Raw genomic sequence first — 24,207 nt, forward strand, 5'->3', positions numbered from 1 at the left:
TATAAAGACAAAAATACTTTTGCCTGACCAAATGTAAAGAAGATTAAAGATAATACACCCCTTGAAGGCAAAACAGGATAACAAAAAGGGCACCCTTTTGAGGTGCCCTTTTTAGAAAAGCCGTTTCGGTCAGGAAGCGTCTGCCGTTCCAGGCAGTGTTTCCGGGAGCTGAGCGGCAAATCCACGCAATCCTACCACGTGAACGTGTTCAGTATTCTGGAACACTTTACGCACCAGTTTATACGTGGTGCCTTTTTCCGGACTGATGTTTTCAGGCGCCGCGATGATGAGCTGCATTTCCAGACGATCGCAGAGCTCAAACAGCGTGGCGATCGAGCGAGCATCAAGACGCGCCGCTTCATCAAGGAACAGCAGTCGACAAGGCGAAATGTCTTTACCGCGCAGGCGACGAGACTCGTCTTCCCAGCTCTGGACAACCATCACCAGAATGGACATCCCCGTTCCGATTGCTTCACCGGTTGAGAGCGCACCCGATTCTGCACGCAGCCAGCCATCCGAACCACGGTTAACCTCAACTTCCATTTCCAGGTAGTTACGGTAGTCCAGCAGCTCTTCACCGATGGTTTGCGGCGTGCGCTGACCCATGTCAATTTGCGGATTCAGGCGTTGATACAGTTTCGCCAGCGCTTCGGAGAAGGTCAGGCGGTTGCTGTTAAACAGGTCCTGATGCTGTTCGTGTTGTTCTGAAAGCACCGACAAAAGTGTCGAGTGTGTTTCACGCACATTCACGTTCAGACGTACGCTGTTCACCTGCCCGAACGACACGCTCTGCAAACCCTGGTTGAGCATACGAATACGGTTCTGTTCGCGCTGAATGGTCTTCCGAATGATGTTCGCCACGCTGCGGGAGCTGATAGCCAGCTTCTGTTCACGGGCGGTTAATTCTTCGGTCAGACGGCCCAGCTCGATTTCCATCTGCTCGATGGCTTCTACCGGATCGTCGGTACGAATAATATCCTGACGGATACGTTCGCGCAGATGCTGATAAACAGCCACGAAGAACTGAATTTTACGTTCCGGGCGTTTAGGATCTTCGGACATACGCAGGACATCGCGCAGATGTTCGTTATCCGCCACCGCCAGACGCAGCGCACCCAATGCCTTATCCGACATTGAACGCAAATCATCGGCGGAGAGATAAGCCAGTTCACGACGGTGCAGACGACGTTCGACGTTGTTGTCTTTCACCAGACGCATCACCGCGCACCAGCCCGCTTTCGCACTGACGACCTGCTCGCGCATTTCCAGATAATCACGTTCCAGTTTGCGCAGCTTACGGGTCAGGTTATCCATCTCCGCTTCGCAGAAGGTCAGCGCTTTTTCCAGCTGATTGCGACGATTACGGTTATTGGAAAGCTGGGTATGCAATTCATCGCGACGGGAACGCGCACGCTCTTCCGCCCCGCTGTCTGCACGAACGCCAATATCCTGCAGTTCACGGTGCAAATCCGTCAGCAGTTCTTTCTTGGTGTCGAAGGAACTCTTCAGCGACGCCATCACCTGACTGTACTGGCTCAACTGGGCGGCATGGTTACGCAACGCTTCACGAGCGCGAGTACGTTCTGTTTCTGCCTGCTCCAGACGCTGGCGCAGTTTTTCGTTCAAATCGGTATTGCCGTTCAGCATGTCCGCGGAATCGGTGTAACCGAAGTGAGCACGGCGCTGAACCACTTCCGTCAGCGCAAAGGCCTGCTGACGGGCATCGCGTTGAACCTGCTGCGAGTAAGCGTAATCTTCTTTAAGCTGTTCGAACTGCTCCGGATCGCTTTGCAGCACGGAGACCATCGGCTCCAGTTTTGCCAGCTGATTACCGTGCTGTTGAACAAAGCGCGCAGCTTCTTGCGCTTCATCCAGACGTTCCCGGATCTCATCGACGCGATCGGCGAGTGTCTCATCTGCCAGCAAATTCAGGCGCGGCAGCAGGCGGTTTAACTGAGCTACGCCCTCTTTCGCCTGTTCAAACTGGGTGCGGCTCTGCTGATTATCATTTTCATGATTGCTCAGCGCACGCTCCAGCTCTGTGCGACGGGTATTGAGTTTGCGAATTTCTGCTTCAGGGTCGGCTTCAAACGCTACGGCCAGATGGCTGCCGATAAAGCGGCTGAACGCCTGGTGCAGACGTTGGGTTTTCTGCACATCGAACGACAGGGTGGCGAAGCGCTCAGACAGCGTTTCACGCTCGGCGTGCAGCGTTTCAATGCGGTTTTCACGCGCTGCACGGCCAAACAACGGCACTGACGGGAAGCGGGAATAACGCCACTGACGATCGGCGACTTTGACCACCACCGCTTTTTCCAGCTCATCGACGGTAAATACGCTGTCATCGAAAGACTGCGGATCCCCTTCAATCAGATAGAGATCTTCCGGACAATCTTCCAGCCCTTCAAGCTGTTCGGCGATCTGCGACAGATCTGGCACCACGATCGCATGACGCGACGGGCCATAAAGCGCAGAGAAGTAAGGCGCATCGTCCAGGCTGACGTCATCGTAAATTTCAGACAGCAGCACACCGCCGAAACGTTCCGCCAGCGTATTCAGGCGTTGATCTTCAGAACCGCCAGGTTGGCTGAGACGCTCAATTTCTTCGTCCACGATCCGCTTGCGGGTGCCCACTTCGTCTCGTTCAACAATGGCTTCACGCTCACGCTCCAGCAATTGCTGCAGATATTCGGTGACGTCCTGGCTGGATTCAAACTGTTCGCCGCTCTGCTCACACAGCTGAGTCAGGCTACTTTGCGCCGCCAGCCACACAGGTGCACGCTGAAGCAAGGCCTGAGTGCGCCCTTGCAGTTGCTCCAGCTCCTGGCGCAGCTGCATGCGATGTTCACTCGCGGACGATACCGAATCGGACAGCGCGGCAATGCGCTCTTCCAGCTCCTGGTGTAAATCCTCCAGTTCATCGATATCGTAATGCTTGCCCTGACGCTTGCAGAATTCCGCCAGCAGGCGTTCGCCGTCCTGCTGTTCGCGCAGACGTTGCTCGAGTTCGTTCAGACGCCCGCGCAGCGACTGTGCTTGTTCAGCCTGATGACGATGATTGACGCCTTCGCGCAATAAATCGCGGGCAACATCCCATGCATCACTACGGGCAACCGGGCCGTTGATCGCAGTCACCAGCTGATACGCTTGCTCAAACTGGCTATGAGCCGTTTGCGCCACGCTCATTTTCTGTTCCAGCGACAGCAGTTTTTCAGTGGCTTCCTGCTCTTTCGCCTGGAAAGTCTCCAGCCACTCGTCTGCGCTGTCTGGCGTCAGATCGGGCAGATGGCAAAGCTCTTTAGCACGTTGTAAGGCCTGTAACGCCTGGCTGTACTGAATCGCACGCGTTTGCTGTACGTCGAGCGCCTGCTGGTAATCTGCCAGTTGGCTTTTCAGCTCATCGACTTCCAGCTCGGCTGCTTCAGCACGGGCTTCGTTTTCTTCCTGCTGCTCAGCGGCTTCCGCGACGACTTCGTTTTGTTCTTCCAGACGGATTTGCAGCTCATCGAGATCCGCTTCATAGCGCTCGATTTTCTCCTGCTGACGCAGCGCGGTTTGCACCAGGTTCAGGTGATCGCTTGCAGCCTGATAATCCGCCTCAAGATCGCCTTCCGCTCCACTGTGTTCCTGCAGTTCACGTGCCATATCGACATGCTTAAACTGCTCTGCAGCCAGCTGCTGGCGAGAAGTGTACAGCTCACGACGGAACTCGAGCGCTTTGTCCAGATGCACGCGACGCTCGTTGGAGTGACGCATGTAGTCGGCGGCCACGTAATCTGTCGCTTCGGAAATCAGATGCTTGAACAAGTCACGGTCAGATTGGGTGACGCGAATGGCTTCCAGCGTCATGCGGTTTTCACGCAACGCGGCTTCCATATCCTGGAACGCCTTACGCACCCCGCTGTTTTCTGGCAGCAGGTAGTCGCGCAGCGAGCGGGTGATCGCGCTGGAAATGCCGCCGTACAGCGAGGCTTCAATCAAGCGGTAGTACTTGCTACGGTCAGACGCAGAACGCAGACGACGCGCCACGACGCCCAAATCAAACATCAGAGAGTGGTAGTCGGTGATGGAGTTAAATTGCTTGAACTGCACGCCTTCCATCTCATCGAGCTTCTCTTTCAGCTCTTGGAGGCTCAGCACGCGAGCCTGACGATCGTTCAGCGTTTCTGTCACCAGCTGCGTTGGCTGCACTGACATCGGCAAGCCCTGAATCGCAAACGGTTTGATATCCACTTTACGGTCACGGCCAGCGACCTGCTGCAGACGAACACCCACCAGCACACGCTGGTGACGGGAGTTGACCACATCAAGCATCGAGTAACAGACACCCGCTTTCAGCTTACCGTGCAGGCCTTTATCGCGTGAGCCACTGGTAGCGCCCGCTTCTGTAGTATTTCGGAAGTGCAACAGCGTCAAATCGGGGATCAGCGCTGTGACGAAGGCCGCCATGGTGGTGGATTTACCCGCCCCGTTACCGCCCGACAAGGTGGTAACCAGTTCATCCAGATCAAACGTTCGGGCAAAGAAGCCGTTCCAGTTAACCAGGGTTAGTGAACGAAACTTACCGCGTTCAAGCATTACTCTTCCTCCCCGCTATCCATATCCGGCTGAGCGTCTTCATTCTCGTCATTGAGTTGCAGATGATTTTCAATCGCCATTGCCTCACCGTCGCGGATCATACGCAGTTGCGCTTCGCGAGCGTCGTCGCCAGAGCGGACGTCCGCCCCAAAGCGAAACACCGATTCCGTGATGCGGAATTTGCTGCTGTCATGACCCATAAACCACACCATGCCAAGGCGGCGCAGGCGGTTCAGGGACGAACGCACTTTTTCCTGCAGCTTTTGTCTGTCGAGATCGGAGCCGGTGGAGCGGTTATTGACCAGCTTCAGCAGCTTGCCTTCATCCGCCAGGCTTAGCAGTTCGTCATACAGTTCTTGCTGGGTAAAGATCCCTTCATTCGCCAGACGTTCCGGGCTGAGGTACAGATAGCAAAGAATTTTACCGACCATCATATCCAGCTCGGAGAGCACCGAACGCGGAATAAGCGTGGTGGAACGCGGGCGCAAATAGAAGAAACCTTCCGGCGCACGAATCAGCTCGACGTTATAGCGGGTATAAAACTCTTCCAGGTATTCCTGAAAATCCATCAAAAAGGCGTGGTTATCCAGCTCGTCCAGACCAATGTGACGGCCAGAACGCAAGGCGCTGTCCAGCGCTGGAAATAAGGGGTTGGCCAGGGCCTGTGCCAGTTTAACTGGCATCACGTGTTCAATATTTGTCGATGACATGTGCCTGTACCTTGGCTCCGTAATCATTAATCGGCTGCCACTTCGGCGGCAGTCCGGTGAAATCTGCTTGTGCAACGCCCAGACGGACAGCCTGGTCCACCACGATACGTGCCACGTCAAAATGACGAGCACGTGGGTACTGCGCCAGATATTCGCGCACCACCAGGCCTAAATCCAACGGCAGTCCTTTATCTTTATAGATGACGAGCTGTGCTTCAATCAGTGCCGCCAGCTGCTCGCGGATTTCATTAAACTCTTCGTACTCCAGATCCGGTGGAAGTTCTCCGGTCACTTCGGCTTCGCTCAGCGCCATCTCTTCGTCACGCATGTCGAACAGGCGATCGGCATTGGCGTAGGTCAGTGCCCACGGCGCATCGAAATAGTTCTGCACGGAGACGCGAAGACGTTGAGCAAAGACGCGGTTTTTATCCATGTCGATCGCGGTACGGATAAATTTATGCACGTGGCGATCGTAACCGATCCACAGATCGATGGCCTGCTGTCCCCAACTGACAATACGATCCAGCTTGCTTTGCAGGTCGAACACCAGACGATCGACAAAGTGCAGATCGTCATGGGTCATTGTCGAATCCTGAATACGCAACAGGTTTGCCTGGAGCTTGTCGCCTGCCGCTTCCAGCGTATCCTGCAGTTCGCGCAGCGTACCTGAGGTTTCAGACAGCAGCATTTCACAGCTTGAGATAGCCGCACGCCAGTCTTTATTCAGCAACTGAGCGATGTCATCTTTCACCGTTTGCTGCTGCTCGTCCATCAGACGCTGGGTTAAATCGATACTGTCAAAAATCTCGGCGACCGAGTACTTGAGCGGCGCATAAACGTTGCGGTGCCAGTGAAACTCATCACCGCCCTCTTCTGCCGCGTCCGCAGCGCGCTTCAGTTCGCCGCCGACAATAGACAGCTGCATAGACAATCGCAGCGTCGAAAATTCACGCTGGCGAATGTAATAGTCGGTTATCCCGATGCCAAGCGGCGTCAGGCGGTAGATAGCATTCCCTTCCGTGATTTCGCTGGTAAAGCGGTTCAGCAGACGTTGACGCACCATATCGTTGATCGCATTGTTCGCGCGCACGCTGATGGTTTCGCTGGTTTGCTCAAACGCATCACTGACGTGGCGGAAAGCGTCAATCAGCTCACCTTCGGTAAGCTCGCCTTCAAGCCGTTCGCCGTTCAGCGTCGCCACGGCCATCAGGAACGACAGTCTGTCGACCGGCAACGAGATCGAAAAATCATTTTTTCTGGCCCAGGCAACCAGTTCGGGGACTGTCTGGGAAAAATCACTCATCGTTAGTCCTTGTATCTACCTGCGGTTTTCGCGCGGTGACATGAATATAGCGACCCAGGCTCACCCAGGGTTCCTCACGGCAATAGCGAGTTTCTAATGCCAGCAGCTGCTCGTAGCGCTCATGCTGCTTATGTTTTTCACGCAGATAATCATGAAAGACCCGCACACCGGTTTTGCCGGTTATTTGCCAGCCCGCCTCTTCCAGCCAGGCGTAAACCTGCTGCGGATCGCGTGGATAGTCTGGCGAAAGCTTACGCTTACGGGTTTTCGGCATGCCCAATGCGACATAGTCGAAGTTGGTCACCACCATGTTATGCATCAGCAGACCGTTAGCATTGTAGAACATTAACGACAACGCGCCGTCTGCCCGCAGCACCGACCACAGCGCCTGCAACACCGTCTGCGGATCGCCGACCCATTCGAGCACTGCATGGCACAATATCAGATCAACCGGGCTTTCCAAATGCTGCGCAATGTCCTGCACCGGGCATTGTACAAAATGCATGTTGTGGCTCACACCTTTCTCATCGGCGGCCTGTTTTGCCAGGGCTATCATCTCCGCTGACAGATCACATAGGGTAACATGATGCCCGCGCTCTGCCATCCGAATTGCCATTTGCCCGGCCCCACCGCCACCATCCAGAATGCGCAGCGGTTTATCGCCGAAGGTGGCCAACAGAGGGTCTAAATCCTGCCACAGAATGGCCTGACGAAGCTGGCCCTTGGTGGTGCCATAGATATTGCGCGAAAAGCGTTCCGCGATACCATCGAAATTGCGATCCTTCACGCCGGACTCCACCTGATTGCCACAAAGACGCTATTTTGTCATACCCACAGCGAGAGGGAAGCTATCTGGTGTAATATCCCTGCAGATCTCCTGTCAGATGGTTAAAAAAGGAACCAACAAGGATGCTTTTTACGCTGAAGAAGTATATTGGCGGCATGATTTTACCTTTGCCGTTACTCCTGCTCTTAATGGCACTGGGCCTGGGATTGCTCTGGTTCAGCCGATTCCAGCGCAGCGGCAAGATTTGTCTTACCGTTGGCTGGCTGGCGCTGCTGTTACTCAGCCTGCAGCCCGTTGCTGATGGCTTGTTAAAGCCTATCGAAGATAAATACCCGACCTGGCGAGGAACCGAACAAGTGCAGTACGTCGTGGTGCTCGGCGGGGGTTATACCTGGAACGATGAATGGGCCCCAAGTTCGAACCTCATCAACAATAGTTTACCCAGACTGGCTGAAGGTATTCGCCTTTGGCAGGCCAATCCCGGGGCAAAAATGATTTTTACCGGTGCCGCCGCTGAAACAAATCCTGTCAGTACGGGCGAAGCCGGTGCGCGCGTGGCGGAAAGTCTGGGCGTTCCTCGTAGCGACATCATCGTTCTGGATATGCCAAAAGATACCGAAGAGGAAGCTGCAGCGGTTAAAGCGACTATTGGCGATGCGCCGTTCCTGCTGGTCACTTCGGCTTCTCACCTGCCACGAGCGATGATCTTCTTCCAGCACGTCGGCCTGCATCCTTTCCCTGCGCCTGCAAATCAATTGGCGATCACCTCTCCCTTACAACCCTGGGAAAAAGTGATGCCTTCACCCGTTTGGCTGATGCACAGCGACCGGGTGGGTTATGAAACGCTGGGCCGTCTCTGGCAGTGGTTAAAAGGCAGTTCAGGCGAGCCAGGGGAGCAGTGATTTCGCCGCTAAATCAAAGTTGCTGCGGTTGAAGCGCCCAGTGTTAACAAGCTGGGCGACTTCATCCCACAACAGATAAAGCCAGCGTCGCCATAGAAAAGCTTCAGCAACGGGCGCACGCTGAAGATAGTGCCACATCAACCCTTCAGACAGCGCCCCATCAGCCAGGCGAAAGAGTTCATACTCACGCGGAGCCCAGAGCATCACGCCAGGGCCAACCATCGCCAGCAACTGATCGCTGCGAGGATCTTTGAGCATACTACGAAGGGTGAAATTGCCGTGGATGAGCACGCAGTTGTCATTGAAGCCTTCAAACAGCGCGGGCAGGCATTCGCGGGTGCGGAAGAGAATCCGTTTATCCTGCATTGTCAGTCCGGTGTTGTCATATAAATTGAGCGTTCCCCACAGCACTTCGATTCGCTGGCGATACCAGAGCGGCCACAGATTCTCCTGAGTGCTGTCAACAAAACCCACGCAACCGCTGCTGTCCTGCCGATGCCAGGCCAGCAGCGCCTCGACTATCTGATCTTTCAGCTGTTCCCAGCGCTCCGGCGTTCTGGCTGGCGCTTCAACGGGCACACCACGTAAGCGTTCGATCAGCAGGACATCCGGGCCAGGATGCTCTTCATGTGTCATCACGCCATAAACCACCGGCATTCGTACCGTGCCGCTACGCGCCAGCATTGAAATCTTCCACGCCAGTTGCTGTGCAAGCCCCGGCGTGGTGAAACTTCTTGCCAGTAATGGCATCGGATGGCCCTGAGCATCGTACAGTGACCACAGTGAAGAGTCCGTTTTCTCACTCACGCACTCCACCCGACTCAGTTTTTCACCCAGCAGGTGGCTCAGTTCAGCTCGCAGTTGTTCCATTTCCGGTTACCCCTGTGAAGACTACTGTTTTTATAATGAGCGTCGCAGAGGGAGATGTCACCGGGCAAGATCAAAAGCGTGGCAAAAAATCGAGGAGAAACGAGGCGGTAAGACGACCCCTCCGAGCGGAGGAGTCGAAGAAATCAACGCAGTTCGGCGCGTACGCGAGCCAGGTCTTCAGGCGTATCAACCCCAGTGCCTGGCACTTCTTTCGCCACGGCGACGTGAATTTTTTCGCCGTACCACAGCACGCGCAGCTGTTCGAGCATTTCGATTTGCTCCAGCGGACTTGGTGCCCAGTTGACGTAACGGCGAATGAAACCAGCACGATAGCCATAGATACCGATGTGACGCAGCAAAGTGTCACCAATGGTGTCGCGGCTTTGGGCGAAACGATCACGATCCCAGGGAATTGTCGCGCGCGAGAAATAGAGTGCGTACCCTTCGGCATCCATCACTACTTTCACCGCATTGGGGTTGAAAGCTTCTTCCGCATCGTGAATCGGCACTGCCAACGTAGCCATACCAGACTGGCTCGCGGCCAGGTTTTCAGCCACCTGACGGATGATAGCCGGAGGGATCATCGGTTCATCGCCCTGGACGTTCACAATCAGCGTGTCATCACTGAAACCACACTTTTCCACCACTTCGGCCAGACGCTCAGTGCCCGACTGATGATCGGCTCGGGTCATGCAAACTTCACCACCAGCGGCCTCAACGGCACGAGCCACTTCATCGTGATCTGTGGCGATAATAATGCGGTCAGCGCCGGATTCACGCGCTCTTTCCAGCACATGAACAATCATCGGTTTGCCGTTGATGTCCTGCAACGGTTTGCCCGGCAGACGAGTTGAGGCGTAGCGCGCCGGAATAATGACAACAAAACTCATGGATGGCTCTCTTCTGTGCTCAATGGACGGGCTTCATTTTCCAGCAGGACAGGAATGCCGTCACGCAGTGGGAAGGCCAGGCTGTCGAGTTTACAGATAAGCTCTTGCTTATCCTGACTGTAATAGAGCTTCCCGTTGCAAACCGGACAAGCGATGATTTCAAGTAAGCGGTGATCCATAATTCCTCCAGATGGACCGAAAAAGTATCCGGTCAAGCATATCACAGAGCCTGTTCAGGCAACGTCAATTTCCCAGCCGACTGGGGTTTGGGCGAAAAGTTCTGCGGGACGATGCTGTATTTCTACCCGTTTTGCGCCCTGCCAGCTTGCAAAGTCTGTTATGGCCTGACGCAGGCCTTTTTCCAGCGTGGCGCTGACACGCACACCGTCCTGTAAATACAAAGCAAAAATTTCCAGTACACCCGTTTTACGGTGCATTTTACTGTCCATGCGGCCAACCAGTTTGCCCTGATGCAGCAGAGGCAAAACGAAATAACCGTACTGCCGTTTTGGCGCGGGCGTGTAACATTCAAGACGGTAACTGAAATCAAAAAGTTGCTCTGCGCGTTTACGATCCCAGACGACGGGATCAAACGGAGATAACACCGCGCTGTGCGTCGCGCGGAGTTTGCCGCTGAGGGCATCTTCTGCCAGAGGCAACAAATCGGTATGCAGCCACAGAGCGCCAAGGCTTTCCACTTCAACGGGAACCACAAGCCCTTCTTCTTGCCAACGCACAAGCAATGCGGGAAGCGAAGGCTGGCGCAGGCGATAATAATCAGCCAGCCATTGCGGACGGAATATCCCCAGGCTGCGGGCACTGTTTTGTAACATCACCTCTTCAGCTTCATCCTGCTTTAGCAGATCGCGCTCATCATCCCAAAGCGGCATCACCCGACTGGTTAAATCGTAAATACGCTGAAAGTTATGGCGGCCGATAACCATCACTTTTCCGGCGGTGAACAACCCTTCCAGATGGCGTTTATGCGGTTTCCATTCCCACCAGCCGCTCGCCCCTTTGCGAGGGTGCTCAAAATCAGAGGAACGTACGGGGCCATTCTGTTGGATGTGCGCAATCAGCCCTTCTATCTCCGCCGCGTGCTCTTCCATCCATTCTGCTTTGTATTTCCAGCCCATATTCTGCGGCGTAAGCATGCGATGGCGCACCAGCGAAAAATCGCTTCGCGGTAAAAAGCAGGCTTCATGAGCCCAGTATTCCATGAGATCGCCTCGGCTTAACGCCTCATCCAGCCATTGGGATGGATAACTGCCAAGACGGCTAAACAGTACCAGATAAGGGCTACGCGCCACGACATTGATAGTATCGATTTGCAGCAGTGACATTTGCCGGACGGTCGAAAGAACATCGTTCGCTTGAGCGCGGCGACGGGGCTTTTTGAGCAGCCCTTGAGCGGCAAGATGGAGACAACGAGCGGCCGATAGCGATAGTTTCCGTTCTGACATTCAGGTTCTCCGTCAGCCTGCACTACGCCGCTCATGTAGACTAGCGCCGCGTCAGACTTACCAATTGTTGGATAAGCTGTGACGCTCTTTGGTCGTCAAAGACAGCATCAACTGGCAGATACCACCAGTTATCTCGTGCAAAACTGCGGCATTTTACGGCGTCTTTTTCCGTCATCACCAGCGAGTGATTTTCGTCTGCCAGCGCCTCAACGCTTGCGGCAGTGAGTGCCTGATGATCGGCAAGTGCAACAGTCTTCAACGGATGAGCGCCGCACTGTTCAAGTGTGGCAAAAAAGCGCGGAGGATGGCCGATACCCGCCATGGCTACGATGCTGGGCAAGGAAGCGACATTACGTTTCTCACCGGTCAGCAGATTAACGGCCAGACCAGGCTGAAGCTGCATGGGGATTTCGCTTTCACGCGGCACGCCACCATTTACAATGACGGCATCCACACTTTTCAAACGAGAAGCGCGTTCACGCATCGGGCCCGCAGGAAGCCACCAGCCATTGCCAAAACGACGAACACCATCAATGACAACGATTTCGACATCACGCGCCAGGCGATAATGCTGAAGGCCATCATCGGTGATAATAATTTGAGGGGAATGTGAAGTCAGCAGCGCTTTGACTGCGTCACTACGTTCAGGGGAAACCGCAACAGGCGCACCCGTACGTTGGTAGATCAAAACAGGTTCATCACCCGCTTGTGCAGTGGTGGTTTCACTGGTCAGAATCAACGGATAGTGTTCCGCCTTGCCGCCGTAACCACGAGACACTACGCCGACCTTGATCCCTTGCTTTTGGAGTTGCTCCACCAGCCAGATAGCGACCGGTGTTTTACCATTACCGCCAGCAGTGAGATTCCCGACGACAACAACCGGAACCGGCGACCGCCAGGCTTTTTTAATGCCCAGGCGGTAGCTCAGTCTGATACCACCGCTCACCAGGCCATACAGCCAGGAAAGCGGTAACAGCAGAAACCAGAGCGGGGATTCCCCCGACCAGATACGTGCGATCATTGCCCAAATTGCATCTTGTGCAGCTGAGCGTAAACGCCGCGATGTTCCAGCAGATCTTCGTGGCTACCGCGCTCAACAATGCGCCCATCTTCCACCACCACGATTTCGTCGGCTTTTTCGATGGTAGACAGACGGTGGGCGATCACCAGTGAGGTACGGTTTTTCTGCAATTCATCCAGCGCCGCCTGAATGGCACGTTCGGATTCGGTATCCAGCGCTGAGGTGGCTTCATCAAGGATCAGGATCGGGCTGTCACGCAGCAATGCACGTGCGATTGCAATACGCTGACGCTGACCACCGGACAACAGCACGCCGTTTTCGCCGATAACCGTATCCAGCCCCTGATCCATTTTATTGATGAAGTCCATTGCGTACGCCATTTTGGCCGCTCTTTCGATATCTTCACGGCTGTAAAGATCCGTACGAGCGTAGGCAATGTTATTCGCCACCGTGTCGTTAAACAGATGCACGTTTTGCGAAACCAGAGCAACCTGATCACGTAATGAGGCCAGGGTATATTCACGAATATCGTGGCCATCAAGCAGAATGCCGCCGGAATCAACGTCATAGAAACGAGTAATCAGGCTTGCCATAGTTGACTTACCAGACCCTGAACGCCCAACCAGCGCTACAGTTTTGCCTTCTGGAATGCTCAGGTTGATATCGCGTAATGCTGGCACTTCACGGCCTGGATAGGTAAAGGTGACGTTGTTGAATTCAACGTTACCTTTTGCACGTTCAACAACGCGGGTCCCTTCGTCTTTTTCCTGCTCGCTATCAAGAATGGCAAACAGCGTCTGGCAAGCAGCCATCCCGCGCTGGAACTGCGCGTTGACGTTAGTCAGAGATTTCAGCGGGCGCATCAGGGCAATCATGGAAGAGAACACGACGGTAATGGTACCGGCGGTCAGGGTATCCATGACGCTTGGGAAGCTGGCAGCATAAAGGACAAATGCCAGCGCCAGTGAGGCAATGAGCTGAATAATTGGGTCAGAGATGGACGACGCGGACACCATTTTCATGCCCTGCAGACGCATCTTGTTGCTAACCTTGTCAAAGCGCTTGGTTTCGACGGCCTGACCACCAAACATCAGCACTTCTTTGTGGCCTTTCAACATCTGCTCAGCACTGGTGGTCACCTGCCCCATCGTGTTTTGCATGTTCTTACTGATATTACGGAAGCGCTTGGACACCAGACGAATGGCAAAAGAGACAATCGGCGCAAGCACAATCAGGATCAGCGACAGCTGCCAGCTGTACCAGAACATCATAATAAACAGGCCGATGATGGACGCGCCTTCACGCACCACGGTAATCAGCGCACTGGAAGAGGAAGAAGCAACCTGCTCGGAATCGTAAGTGATACGAGACAGCAGCGTACCGGTGGACTGTTTGTCAAAGAAGGCGACCGGCATGCCCATCATGTGACCAAACAAGCGGCGGCGCATGGTCATCACCACTTTGCCTGATACCCAGGAAATGCAATAGCTCGAAATATAGCTGGTGATACCGCGCAGGATCATCAGGCCAATCACGACCAGCGGCATCCACAGCAGCACAGAGCGATCCGTTTTACCAAAACCATCATCCAGTAATGGTTTGAGAAGCGACAGCATAAAAGTATCGCTGGCGGCGTTAAGGACTAACGCAACCCCAGACACAATCAGTCCGGCTTTAAAAGGCGCAATCGTTGGCCAAAGTCGGCGGAAAGTCTGCCACGTGGAGAGATCTTTGTCGTTCTGCATTCAAAAAACCAGCTTATGTTGAGATAGCCGCACATTCTACCCGTTATCACGGGTATCGCCAAACCACTGATGATACCAGCGGGGGATTATTTGATCGCGTAAGCTCTGGATTTGCCAGCCTTCAGGCGAAAAGTTAACCGTTATTTGCCCCTGATGCGGGGTGTCGAGCCAGTGATACCCTTGCTTTTGATAACGGCTTTTCACCTTCACTGAAGGGAAATGCCATGCGTTGTAGCGTGCCGCTGAGGCCAGTGCCACCTCGCCTTCCACCCGACTGAGCAGCGCCGTCGAGGAGGAAGTCGAACTGCCATGATGTGGCACCTGAACAAGTGTAGACCGAAGATGCTGCCAGTAATGGCTCAACATTGATAATTCTGCTGGTGATTCAATATCTCCCGTCAGCAAAACGCTATAACGGCCGTCATCAATTTTGACCACGCATGAGTGATTGTTCCCGGTCTCCTGTATGCCCACTAAAGGCCAAATCACCTTGAAGGTGAGTTGTTGCCAGCGCCAGGTTTCGCCCCTGAAACAAGGTTGATGGCCTTTCCAGCCCAGTGGGCTTCTGACCCAAAGTGTGGGCCAGGTTTTCTGCAGGGTGTCCAATCCGCCGCGATGATCGAGATGCTCGTGGCTAAGAATGATGCCTTGTGGCTGTAAATGGTGCCAACGCAACCACGGCACGATGAGCTGCTGAGCGCTGTCTCCGCCCGGCCAGGCAAGGCCGGTATCGTACAAAAGCGCTTTGCCGTTACGGGCAATCACCATCGATAGCCCTTGCCCCACATCAAGCATCGTCAAAGACCAGTTCCCGGGTGATGGCTTTTTCCACAAGGGATAAGCAAGAATGACACAGCAGCTTATGCCCAATGCGGGCCAGTTTCGCCAACCGTTAAGTCGGTAAAAAACGATGGCAAGCCACGGAAGCAGCACCAGATATTGCCAGCGAAAATCTACCGCCAGCCAGCCGTCAGGGAGTTTATCCAAAAACCAAAACAGCAGTGCTACTAAGCGATCGGCCAGCCTCCAGATGACATCACTCAGTGCTGTTGCCCCTGCGTAATGCATCAACATTCCCAACATCAGCAAAGGAATCACGCATAACGTCACCAAAGGAACCGCAAGGATATTAGCTGGCACTGAAGTCCATGACAGTCCGTGGAAGCTGGCAATTTGCAAGGGAAGCAGTAGCGCCATCAGCCCCAACTGCAAATGCAGTAGCTTCCAGACTGCATTCACTATTGAGCTGCCGCATATCGTCTGGCACGGTACCCACTGATACCAGAAGATTAAGGCAGCCACCGCAAATGCTGATAACCATAGACTTTGCGACAGGATAGCCAGAGGCTCCATCAACAAAATGGCCGCCACGCAGCACACCCAGACCTCCCAGGAACGCCAGCGTTTTCCGCTAAGCCTCAGCAGTAACCAGCATCCCGCAGCGATCAACGTTCGTTGAGCCGGAGGCTGAAAGCCACTGATCCACGAGTAAAGTGCTGCGGCGATAAACGCTCCAAACAGCGGCATTCGCCAGTCAATCCATCGACAAGGTAAAACCCGCTGTACGCCTCGGATCACCCCCCAACCCAGCATAGCCATCAGCGAAATATGCAGGCCGGAGATTGCCAGCAAATGGGCCGTTCCCGTTTTCTGAAGCAGCGCTTTTATCTCTGCCGATACGGTAGATCTTTCCCCAACAGCCAGAGCCAGCATCACGCTACGCCAGGGGTACTTTTCCATGCTTTCTGCCAGGGGTTCCACAATGCGGGAACGCAAGTTGCACCGTCCATCGATGATTTGCGCAGAGGTAAAACGCCCGGTTAATGGCAATCGTTGCGACATGGCATGACGCTGGCTGTCGAACATGCCGTCATTGAGCTGACCATGAACAGCACGCGCACTCAACATCATATGCCAGAGCTGGCCGACACAGGGTTTTTCAGGTAATTCCTGTCCGTACAACACAATCCCAGCAGCCGGAAATTGTCGGTGGCCGTTGATACGGATTAATTTAGCGACATGCTTTGTTGTCCCGTCCGTGCCAGTTATCAATAAATCGACCTGCATGGGCTTACCCGTCAGGGTGTTTGCTGGTGAAACCGTAAGAAGTGCAGAAAAGACGCCCCAACAGAAAAACAAAAGCACCAGCCCTGCCGTTTTCAAATAGCCTCGCTGAAAACATAATGCCAGGCCAATCATCGCCATACCGCTGGTGTGCAGCATTGACGGCAATTCTGGCAACCACAACAGTGGACTCATACCGACGAGGGTACAAAAGGCTAACGTGGGTAATCGCATCGACATCTCCCTGTGACACCGCAGTGTCACGCCAAGGCTTCAGGTTGTCGTCAGTAAAAAGCAGGAAATGCGAGGGTCTTTCAGGGGAAATTTTGTGAGAGCTTAAGAGATTCACTCAGTCTGCGAGTCAGCTCGAAATAAACAGTAAAGGGGGTGCGCGTTGCGCTGTATCGCAGCCATAAAAAAAGCACCCGCAGGTGCTTTTTTTCGTTCAAGTTACGCAGCGATACCGCTCTAACTCAACCGTAAATATTGGCGCGATCGCGCAGTTCTTTACCCGGCTTAAAGTGCGGAACGTATTTACCTTCCAGCTCGACTTTATCGCCAGTTTTTGGGTTGCGCCCAACACGTGGGGCACGGTAATGCAAAGAGAAGCTGCCGAAACCGCGGATTTCAATGCGCTCGCCTTGGGCCAGCGTAGAGGCCATATGTTCCAGCATCTCTTTCACAGCATCTTCAACCGCTTTCGCAGGGATGTGAGATTGCTGGGTTGCAAGTCTTTCGATGAGCTCTGACTTGGTCATGATTCCTCCGGTTTCCATTAAGGAAAGTGTAAGCTGACAGCTTGAACAAGGGCGGCCGTAGCCGCCCTTTGTCATTGATTACAGGACGAATCCTGCAATCTGTCAAGTGACTCGTAAAGAGTAACTTGATTACTCGCCTTTAGCTGCTTTGAATGCTTCAGCCATAGCGTTAGAGAAGTTGCCTTCTTCCTGTTTGTTGTTAACAGTCGCGATAGCATCTTTCTCGTCAGCTTCGTCTTTAGCACGTACAGACAGGCTGATTGCACGGTTCTTACGGTCAACACCGGTGAATTTAGCTTCAACGTCGTCGCCTACGCTCAGAACCAGAGTTGCATCTTCAACGCGGTCACGGGATGCTTCAGAAGCACGCAGGTAACCTTCAACGCCGTCAGCCAGTTCTACGGTTGCGCCTTTCGCGTCAACTGCAGTCACTTTACCGTTAACGATAGCGCCTTTCTTGTTCAGAGCAACCCAGTTGTTGAACGGATCTTCTGCGAGCTGTTTAACGCCCAGGGAGATACGCTCACGCTCTGCGTCAACCTGCAGAACAACTGCTGCGATTTCGTCGCCTTTCTTGTATTCACGAACTGCTTCTTCGCCTGCAACGTTCCAGGAGATGTCAGACAGGTGAACCAGGCCGTCGATGCCGCCGTCCAGGCCGATGAAGATACCGAAGTCAGTGATAGACTTGATTTTACCTTCAACACGGTCGCCCTTGTTGTGGGTTTCCGCGAACTGCTGCCATGGGTTGTTTTTGCACTGCTTCAGACCCAGGGAGATACGACGACGTTCTTCGTCGATGTCCAGAACCATCACTTCCACGACATCACCCACGTTAACAACTTTGGATGGGTGGATGTTTTTGTTGGTCCAGTCCATTTCGGAAACGTGTACCAGGCCTTCAACGCCTTCTTCGATTTCAACGAAGCAGCCGTAGTCAGTCAGGTTGGTCACACGACCAGTCAGTTTGGTCCCTTCTGGGTAACGCTTAGCGATAGCTACCCATGGATCTTCGCCCAACTGCTTCAGACCCAGAGAAACACGGGTACGCTCGCGGTCGAACTTCAGCACTTTAACAGTGATTTCGTCGCCAACGTTCACGATTTCGCTTGGGTGCTTAACGCGTTTCCAGGCCATGTCAGTGATGTGCAGCAGGCCGTCTACGCCGCCCAGATCAACGAATGCACCGTAGTCAGTGAGGTTCTTAACGATACCTTTAACTTCCATGCCTTCCTGCAGGTTTTCCAGCAGCTGATCACGTTCTGCGCTGTTTTCAGATTCGATAACAGCACGGCGGGAAACAACAACGTTGTTACGCTTCTGGTCCAGCTTGATAACTTTGAACTCGAGTTCTTTGCCTTCGAGGTGCAGAGTATCGCGAACTGGACGAACGTCTACCAGAGAACCTGGCAGGAACGCACGAATACCGTTCAGCTCAACAGTGAAGCCACCTTTAACTTTGCCGTTGATAACACCAACAACAGTTTCAGCGTCTTCGTATGCTTTTTCCAGCGTGATCCAAGCTTCGTGACGCTTAGCTTTCTCACGGGACAGCAGGGTTTCGCCGAAGCCGTCTTCCACTGCGTCCAGTGCAACGTCAACTTCGTCACCGACCTGGATTTCCAGCTCGCCGGCTGCGTTCTTGAACTGCTCTGCAGGGATTGCAGATTCAGATTTCAGGCCCGCATCAACCAGAACAACGTCTTTGTCGATAGAGACAACAACGCCGCGAACGATGGAACCCGGACGGGTTTCGATTGTTTTTAAAGATTCTTCAAATAGTTGAGCAAAAGATTCAGTCATGTTTAATCTTCGAAGTTAGATTTAACGTCCACCTGACACCTTGTCGGATGGGGTTGTTTCACATACCCGCTCACATTCCCTTGCAGCGGGGGTACTACAAATTCTGAGGCGCTTGTCGTTTAATCAGACAGCAGCCAGTTTTTGGCGCGCGTATTGTAGCGCTTTTTCAATCACTTGCTCAATGCTTAATCGCGTGGAATCCAGGACTAAAGCATCAGCAGCCGGAACTAACGGGGCCACCGCACGGTTGCGGTCACGATCGTCTCGTTCCTTGATCTCGGCCAAAAGGCGATCAAAGTTAACACTAAAGCCCTTCTCCTGCAACTGAAGCATACGGCGCTGTGCGCGTTCTTCCGGCGAGGCATCAAGGAATATTTTGACTGGTGCGTCTGTGAAAACGACAGTGCCCATGTCACGGCCATCTGCTATCAGGCCCGGAGCTTCACGGAATGCGCGCTGGCGGCGCAACAAAGCCTCGCGAACACGTGGGAAGGCCGCAACCTGAGAAGCCGCATTCGCCACTTCCTGGGTACGGATTTCGCCGCTGACGTCTTCCCCTTCCAGAATCACTTCAAGATTGCCGTCAGTTGACACGAAACGAACATCGAGATGAGCAGCCAATGGGACCAGCGCCTCTTCTGAAGTGACATCAACGTGATGGTGTAACGCCGCAAGGGCCAGCACACGATAAATCGCGCCTGAGTCCAGCAGATGCCACTGCAATGCTTCCGCCATTGCCTTGCACAGAGTGCCTTTCCCGGCACCGCTTGGCCCGTCAATGGTGATTACTGGGGCAATTGCCGTCATCGTTCTCTCCTTTAGTAGAGGCGTCAGTTACATAAACGCCGCGCATTATACGCGCCATTACTGAGAAGCGTTAATACTGCTTTCAAATTACCGCGTGTACGGCGATCAAGAAGAATAATGGGGGAATTATAGCGGGCTGTGATGAACAGCCCGGCGGGAAGGCCTGATTTATTTCTTATCTGTCGCGATGCGATCGCGAATATGCTGGGCACGTTCTGTTGAAGGGGGATGTGAATCAAACAACGATTTTGACTCCGCACCACTCAAAGCGGCCAGTTTATCGAAACTGCCCACCAGCCCTTGAGTAGTGATGCCGCGTTTTTTCAGCAGATCGTAAGAGAAATCATCCGCATCGGACTCCTGGCTGCGGGAAAAGGCGGAGTTAATCGCGCCTTCTGCAATGTCGCCCAGTTGCGACTGCGTCAGCACAGAAGCGACGCCACTGGTAGCGGATACCGCATCCCTTGCAGCCACGGTCGCATAGGCTGTTTGCATTGCTTTACGGCTGTGTCCAAGCGACACATGTCCCAACTCGTGACCCAGTACGCCTTCAACTTCATTATTGGTCATCATGTCCATCAGGCCGCTATATACACGAACACAGCCGTTGGCCATTGCCCACGCGTTGACGTCCTTTGTCAGATAAACTTTGTAGTTGATTTTAGTGCCATCAATATCGCCGCCCAGGGATTTGGCGATCGTTTTAAGGCGCTTAGCGTACTGACTTGAAGCCGGTGCAATCTTATTCTGACTGTCCATTTCTTGACAGCCACTGTCAGCGATGGCTTTCGCATCTGCATCACTCAACGTGGCAGCTTTGTAGGCAGATAAGCCCGAGCTTACGGCCAAATCCGTGTTAATGCCGCCGGTATGTTGGCAGCCTGCCAGCAACGTGGCGCTCAACGCCATTGCCACCAGAAGAGGTTTCTTCGCCATGATATCGTCCTTTGATAAAGAGAGTAAAAATCAATGAAGTGATCTTTTAATGCGCAGGGACGATAGCACCGCAAATGCACGGTCAAAAGTCAGAAAGCGGACAAAAAAACGCCGACGCAAGGTCGGCGAGAGAGGGTCAGGCTGGTGTACTGATTCGGGCTAATTGCTCGAAGTAGTCAGGGAAGGTTTTCGCCGTGCATTTCGGGTCGAGGATGGTGACAGGCGTGTCGGATAACGCCACCAGCGAGAAACACATCGCCATGCGGTGATCGTTATAGGTACCAATTTCCGCGAAAGTCAGGTGTGCAGGCGGAGTGACGCGAATGTAATCTTCGCCCTCTTCCACTTCAGCGCCGACTTTGCGAAGTTCGGTCGCCATCGCGAAAAGGCGGTCTGTTTCTTTCACACGCCAGTTGTAGATGTTGCGAAGCGTGGTGGTGCCTTTCGCAAACAGCGCGGCAGTCGCGATGGTCATTGCCGCATCAGGGATATGGTTCATGTCCATATCGATGGCGTTCAGTTCACCACGAGTACAGGCGATGAAATCTTCGCCCCAGGTCACCGTAGCGCCCATTTTTTCCAGCACATCAGCAAAGCGGATATCACCCTGAACGCTGTTGCGGCCAATACCGGTGACTTTCACGGTACCGCCTTTAATGGCACCAGCCGCAAGGAAGTAAGAGGCAGAAGACGCATCGCCTTCAACCAGATAAGCGCCTGGAGACTGGTACTGCTGCCCGCCTTTGACCACAAAACGCTGATAATTCTGGTTATCAACTTTTACCCCAAACGTGTTCATCAGGTGCAGGGTAATGTCGATGTAAGGCTTCGACACCAGGTCGCCTTTGATACTGATAACGGTATCCTGCGCGGCCAGTGGCGCTGTCATTAATAACGCTGTCAGGAACTGGCTGGAAACGCTGCCGTCTACACTGACTTCACCGCCAACAAAACCCCCTTTCAGGCGCAGCGGCGGGTAGTTTTCTTGCTCGAGATACTCAATCTGTGCGCCGCCCTGACGAAGCGCGTCAACGAGATGTCCAATCGGGCGCTCTTTCATTCGAGGTTCGCCGGTCAGGACGATATCGTTGCTGCCCAGGCACAATGCGGCGGCCAGTGGACGCATCGCGGTGCCGGCATTCCCAAGGAATAATTCCAGTGCTGAAGCAGCCTTAAGCGGGCCACCGTTTCCGGTCACTTCACAACGTGTGCGATCGGCAGAAAGCGTGTACTGAACGCCTAACGCAGTCAGCGCATTGAGCATGTGGCGCACGTCGTCGCTGTCCAGCAGGTTGGTCAGCGTGGTGGTGCCATTGGCTAATGCCGCCAGCAACAAGGCGCGGTTAGAGACACTTTTAGAACCAGGTAAATTGATGGTGCCATCCACCCGCGCGATGGGTTGTAACGTCAGGGATTCCATGAAACTTAACTCTCAACAACAGAAAATAAAAAACCCCGCAGTCAGACTACGGGGATGAACATTGGGCAATTAACCGTGGCGACGTTCGAACTCTTTCATAAAGTCCGTGAGTGCCTGAACGCCTGCCAGCGGCATGGCGTTATAGATAGAAGCACGCATGCCACCCACAACACGGTGGCCTTTCAACGAGTGCAAGCCAGCCGCGAACGATTCTTCCAGGAACAGCTTATCCAGCGCGCTGTCTGCCAGCTGGAAAGGAATATTCATGCGTGAGCGGTTCGAACTCGCCACATCATTACGGTAGAAATCGCTGTTATCGATGGTGCCATACAGCAGGTCTGCTTTCTGCTGATTAATTTTGTCCATCGCCGCCACACCGCCCTGCTCTTTCAGCCATTTGAACACCAGGCCTGCCAGGTACCAGGCAAACGTTGGCGGGGTGTTGAACATGGAGTCGTTCTCGTTGAGAACGGTGTAATCAAGGATGGATGGACAAGCAGTGTGTGCTTTGCCCAGCAAGTCTTCACGAACGATAACCAGCGTCAGCCCGGCCGGGCCGATGTTTTTCTGCGCACCCGCGTAGATAACACCAAAGCGGCTCACATCAATCGGGCTCGAAAGGATTGTTGAAGAGAAATCGGCAGTGACAACCACGTCTTGACCAAAGTTCGGCGTCTCATCAATCGCAATGCCGTCGATGGTTTCGTTCGGGCAATAATGCAGGTAAGCCGCGTTATCGGAAAGCTGCCAGTCACGCATTGGCTTCACGGCACGCAGACCGTCAACCGTCACCTTGGCATCAATGACGTTCGGTGCGCAGTATTTTTTGGCTTCTTTAACAGCGCTTGCCGCCCAGTAGCCAGCGTCGACATAATCTGCGGTGGTTTTGTCGCCCAGCAGGTTAAGTGGAACGCCAGCAAATTGACCGCGACCGCCACCATGGCAGAACAGCACTTTATAGTTTGAAGGGATATTCAGCAGGTCGCGGAAATCTTTTTCTGCTTCTTCTGCCACCTGGATGAACTCTTTGCCACGGTGGCTGATTTCCATTACCGATGTGCCCAGGCCCTGCCAGTTGCACAGTTCCTGTTGCGCCAGTTTAAGAACATCTGCCGGAAGCATTGCCGGACCAGAACTAAAATTAAAGACCTGAGTCATTTCCCCTCACCACGCTGTACAAGTTATTAGCCCGCAGGCATAAGTTATTCCTGTGGCTATCGGTTTTACCATTCAGTGACACAGCCCGCAATGGCAAATACTCACAGCGAAGAAATTGTGGCGAGGTTCACACAACAGAATGTGCCAGCTTGACGGCAGAAAGCCGACAATTTGGCTATCAGGTGATCCGTTTAGCCCTGCACGCTTTTGACCATTCCGGGTGTCCGCAACGAGGACAAAGCTTCCTCTCTCCAGCCTGCAAATGATCAATGGCGCTGCAACAGGTGCAGGCATAATCATTCTCTTCCGGCACCGTCGTAAACCGTTCAAGGAGCTTGCCCGGAAGAATGGAAAGGCCGGGTTTGGTCTCTTCATCGTCAAAATAATAGAGACTCACCTGACCGTTGGTTTCCATAATCGCCAGCCTCACCTGCCCCAAGTGTTCAATACTGTTCAGCCTGAGTTCCATGAAGAACTCAAACTCAGTCATGTTTTCAGCGCGGAGCTTCTCCCAGGCCAACTGCCCATCTTCGACGATAACCACGGGCTTGCCTTCCAGAAGATCTTCCAGTTTTTCACTGTGTGCCATCGCCCACATCACCAGCCGATATAAGCCAGCAAGCGTGATGAAGACCACCAGAACCGGCAACATCGGCACATCATCATAAAAGGCCACATCGCCTGCAGCGGACCCCAGCGTGAGGATAATCAAGACTTCAAACAGCGACATTTGCCGCACGCCGCGACGCCCGGTGATTTTTAAGAACAGAAACACCAGCACAAAGGTATAGAGGCTGCGCAGCGCCACTTCGCCAAGAAAATCCACTGGCACTTTGTCCAGTGCCATACGATGCAGATCGAATGCTTGCATTTACAGGCCTTAACAGTGAGTTATCTTTGTAAGCGTAGCCGGGCTTTTTATTTTCGCCCCCGGTGCCGGATTGATAGCGAATGACACGCAAAACCCGTATCATTGCGCGCTTTCCGTACGA

General features: G+C 53.6%; 19 protein-coding genes. 1 reads left to right on the plus strand and 18 read right to left on the minus strand.

The annotated features are described in order from the left end of the window. Positions 1-129: 129 nt before the first annotated feature. The 4 genes from mukB to cmoM are packed head-to-tail and all read right to left on the minus strand — an operon-like array spanning position 130 to position 7,378. On the minus strand, positions 130-4,578 hold the full coding sequence (gene mukB, locus ACI2I2_RS05235) for a chromosome partition protein MukB (protein ID WP_404656937.1): 4,449 nt from the start codon (positions 4,576-4,578) through the stop codon (positions 130-132). Further along, the gene (gene mukE / locus ACI2I2_RS05240) at positions 4,578-5,288 is read right to left on the minus strand and encodes a chromosome partition protein MukE (RefSeq protein ID WP_404656938.1); all 711 of its coding nucleotides are present in this window, start codon (positions 5,286-5,288) and stop codon (positions 4,578-4,580) included. The genes mukB and mukE overlap by 1 nt, the downstream gene beginning before the upstream one ends. Continuing rightward, positions 5,269-6,591: a chromosome partition protein MukF gene (gene mukF / locus ACI2I2_RS05245; protein ID WP_404656939.1), complete on the minus strand. Its 1,323-nt coding sequence runs from the start codon at positions 6,589-6,591 to the stop codon at positions 5,269-5,271. Before mukF ends, mukE begins: the two co-directional genes overlap by 20 nt. Then, a complete protein-coding gene (cmoM, locus tag ACI2I2_RS05250) occupies positions 6,584-7,378 on the minus strand; it encodes a tRNA uridine 5-oxyacetic acid(34) methyltransferase CmoM (RefSeq protein WP_404656940.1) in 795 nt (264 codons plus the stop codon). Before cmoM ends, mukF begins: the two co-directional genes overlap by 8 nt. A 122-nt stretch (positions 7,379-7,500) precedes the next feature. On the opposite strand from cmoM, the gene elyC reads away from it, so the two are divergent. After that, the gene (elyC, locus tag ACI2I2_RS05255) at positions 7,501-8,280 is read left to right on the plus strand and encodes an envelope biogenesis factor ElyC (RefSeq protein ID WP_404656941.1); all 780 of its coding nucleotides are present in this window, start codon (positions 7,501-7,503) and stop codon (positions 8,278-8,280) included. Here elyC and ACI2I2_RS05260 read toward each other — a convergent pair. From ACI2I2_RS05260 to ACI2I2_RS05325, 14 genes are all read right to left on the minus strand, one after another. Next, positions 8,257-9,150: a YcbJ family phosphotransferase gene (locus ACI2I2_RS05260; protein WP_404656942.1), complete on the minus strand. Its 894-nt coding sequence runs from the start codon at positions 9,148-9,150 to the stop codon at positions 8,257-8,259. The two genes, elyC and ACI2I2_RS05260, sit on opposite strands and share 24 nt — an antisense overlap. A gap of 143 nt (positions 9,151-9,293) precedes the next feature. Then, positions 9,294-10,040, minus strand: coding sequence for a 3-deoxy-manno-octulosonate cytidylyltransferase (gene kdsB / locus ACI2I2_RS05265; RefSeq protein WP_404656943.1), 747 nt, complete (start codon positions 10,038-10,040; stop codon positions 9,294-9,296). Further along, positions 10,037-10,219: a protein YcaR gene (gene ycaR / locus ACI2I2_RS05270; RefSeq protein ID WP_330984319.1), complete on the minus strand. Its 183-nt coding sequence runs from the start codon at positions 10,217-10,219 to the stop codon at positions 10,037-10,039. The genes kdsB and ycaR overlap by 4 nt, the downstream gene beginning before the upstream one ends. Positions 10,220-10,273: 54 nt before the next feature. Next, positions 10,274-11,503, minus strand: coding sequence for a winged helix-turn-helix domain-containing protein (locus tag ACI2I2_RS05275; RefSeq protein ID WP_404656944.1), 1,230 nt, complete (start codon positions 11,501-11,503; stop codon positions 10,274-10,276). 40 nt (positions 11,504-11,543) lie between these two features. Then, positions 11,544-12,524, minus strand: coding sequence for a tetraacyldisaccharide 4'-kinase (gene lpxK, locus ACI2I2_RS05280; RefSeq protein ID WP_404656945.1), 981 nt, complete (start codon positions 12,522-12,524; stop codon positions 11,544-11,546). Beyond that, a complete protein-coding gene (gene msbA, locus ACI2I2_RS05285; RefSeq protein ID WP_404656946.1) occupies positions 12,521-14,269 on the minus strand; it encodes a lipid A ABC transporter ATP-binding protein/permease MsbA in 1,749 nt (582 codons plus the stop codon). Before msbA ends, lpxK begins: the two co-directional genes overlap by 4 nt. Before the next feature lie 36 nt (positions 14,270-14,305). After that, positions 14,306-16,567, minus strand: a complete 2,262-nt coding sequence (locus ACI2I2_RS05290; protein WP_404656947.1) for a ComEC family protein — start codon at positions 16,565-16,567, stop codon at positions 14,306-14,308. Between the two features lie 239 nt (positions 16,568-16,806). Beyond that, on the minus strand, positions 16,807-17,091 hold the full coding sequence (gene ihfB, locus ACI2I2_RS05295) for an integration host factor subunit beta (protein ID WP_154158149.1): 285 nt from the start codon (positions 17,089-17,091) through the stop codon (positions 16,807-16,809). Positions 17,092-17,220: 129 nt separating this feature from the next. Then, positions 17,221-18,894 (minus strand): 30S ribosomal protein S1, encoded by a 1,674-nt coding sequence (gene rpsA / locus ACI2I2_RS05300; protein WP_404656948.1) that lies wholly within the window; start codon positions 18,892-18,894, stop codon positions 17,221-17,223. Positions 18,895-19,017: 123 nt separating this feature from the next. Then, entirely contained in the window at positions 19,018-19,701 is a 684-nt protein-coding gene (gene cmk, locus ACI2I2_RS05305; RefSeq protein ID WP_404656949.1) for a (d)CMP kinase, read from the minus strand. Between the two features lie 168 nt (positions 19,702-19,869). After that, the gene (locus ACI2I2_RS05310) at positions 19,870-20,637 is read right to left on the minus strand and encodes a M48 family metallopeptidase (protein ID WP_404656950.1); all 768 of its coding nucleotides are present in this window, start codon (positions 20,635-20,637) and stop codon (positions 19,870-19,872) included. 136 nt (positions 20,638-20,773) lie between these two features. Further along, on the minus strand, positions 20,774-22,057 hold the full coding sequence (gene aroA / locus ACI2I2_RS05315) for a 3-phosphoshikimate 1-carboxyvinyltransferase (RefSeq protein ID WP_404656951.1): 1,284 nt from the start codon (positions 22,055-22,057) through the stop codon (positions 20,774-20,776). 69 nt (positions 22,058-22,126) lie between these two features. Beyond that, the gene (serC, locus tag ACI2I2_RS05320; RefSeq protein WP_404656952.1) at positions 22,127-23,215 is read right to left on the minus strand and encodes a 3-phosphoserine/phosphohydroxythreonine transaminase; all 1,089 of its coding nucleotides are present in this window, start codon (positions 23,213-23,215) and stop codon (positions 22,127-22,129) included. A 178-nt stretch (positions 23,216-23,393) separates the two neighbouring features. Further along, positions 23,394-24,086, minus strand: coding sequence for a DUF421 domain-containing protein (locus ACI2I2_RS05325; RefSeq protein ID WP_404656953.1), 693 nt, complete (start codon positions 24,084-24,086; stop codon positions 23,394-23,396). Between the last annotated feature and the right edge of the window lie 121 nt (positions 24,087-24,207).

Origin of the sequence: Scandinavium sp. NPDC088450 (assembly GCF_044900545.1) — a bacterium.
Lineage (GTDB): Bacteria > Pseudomonadota > Gammaproteobacteria > Enterobacterales > Enterobacteriaceae > Scandinavium.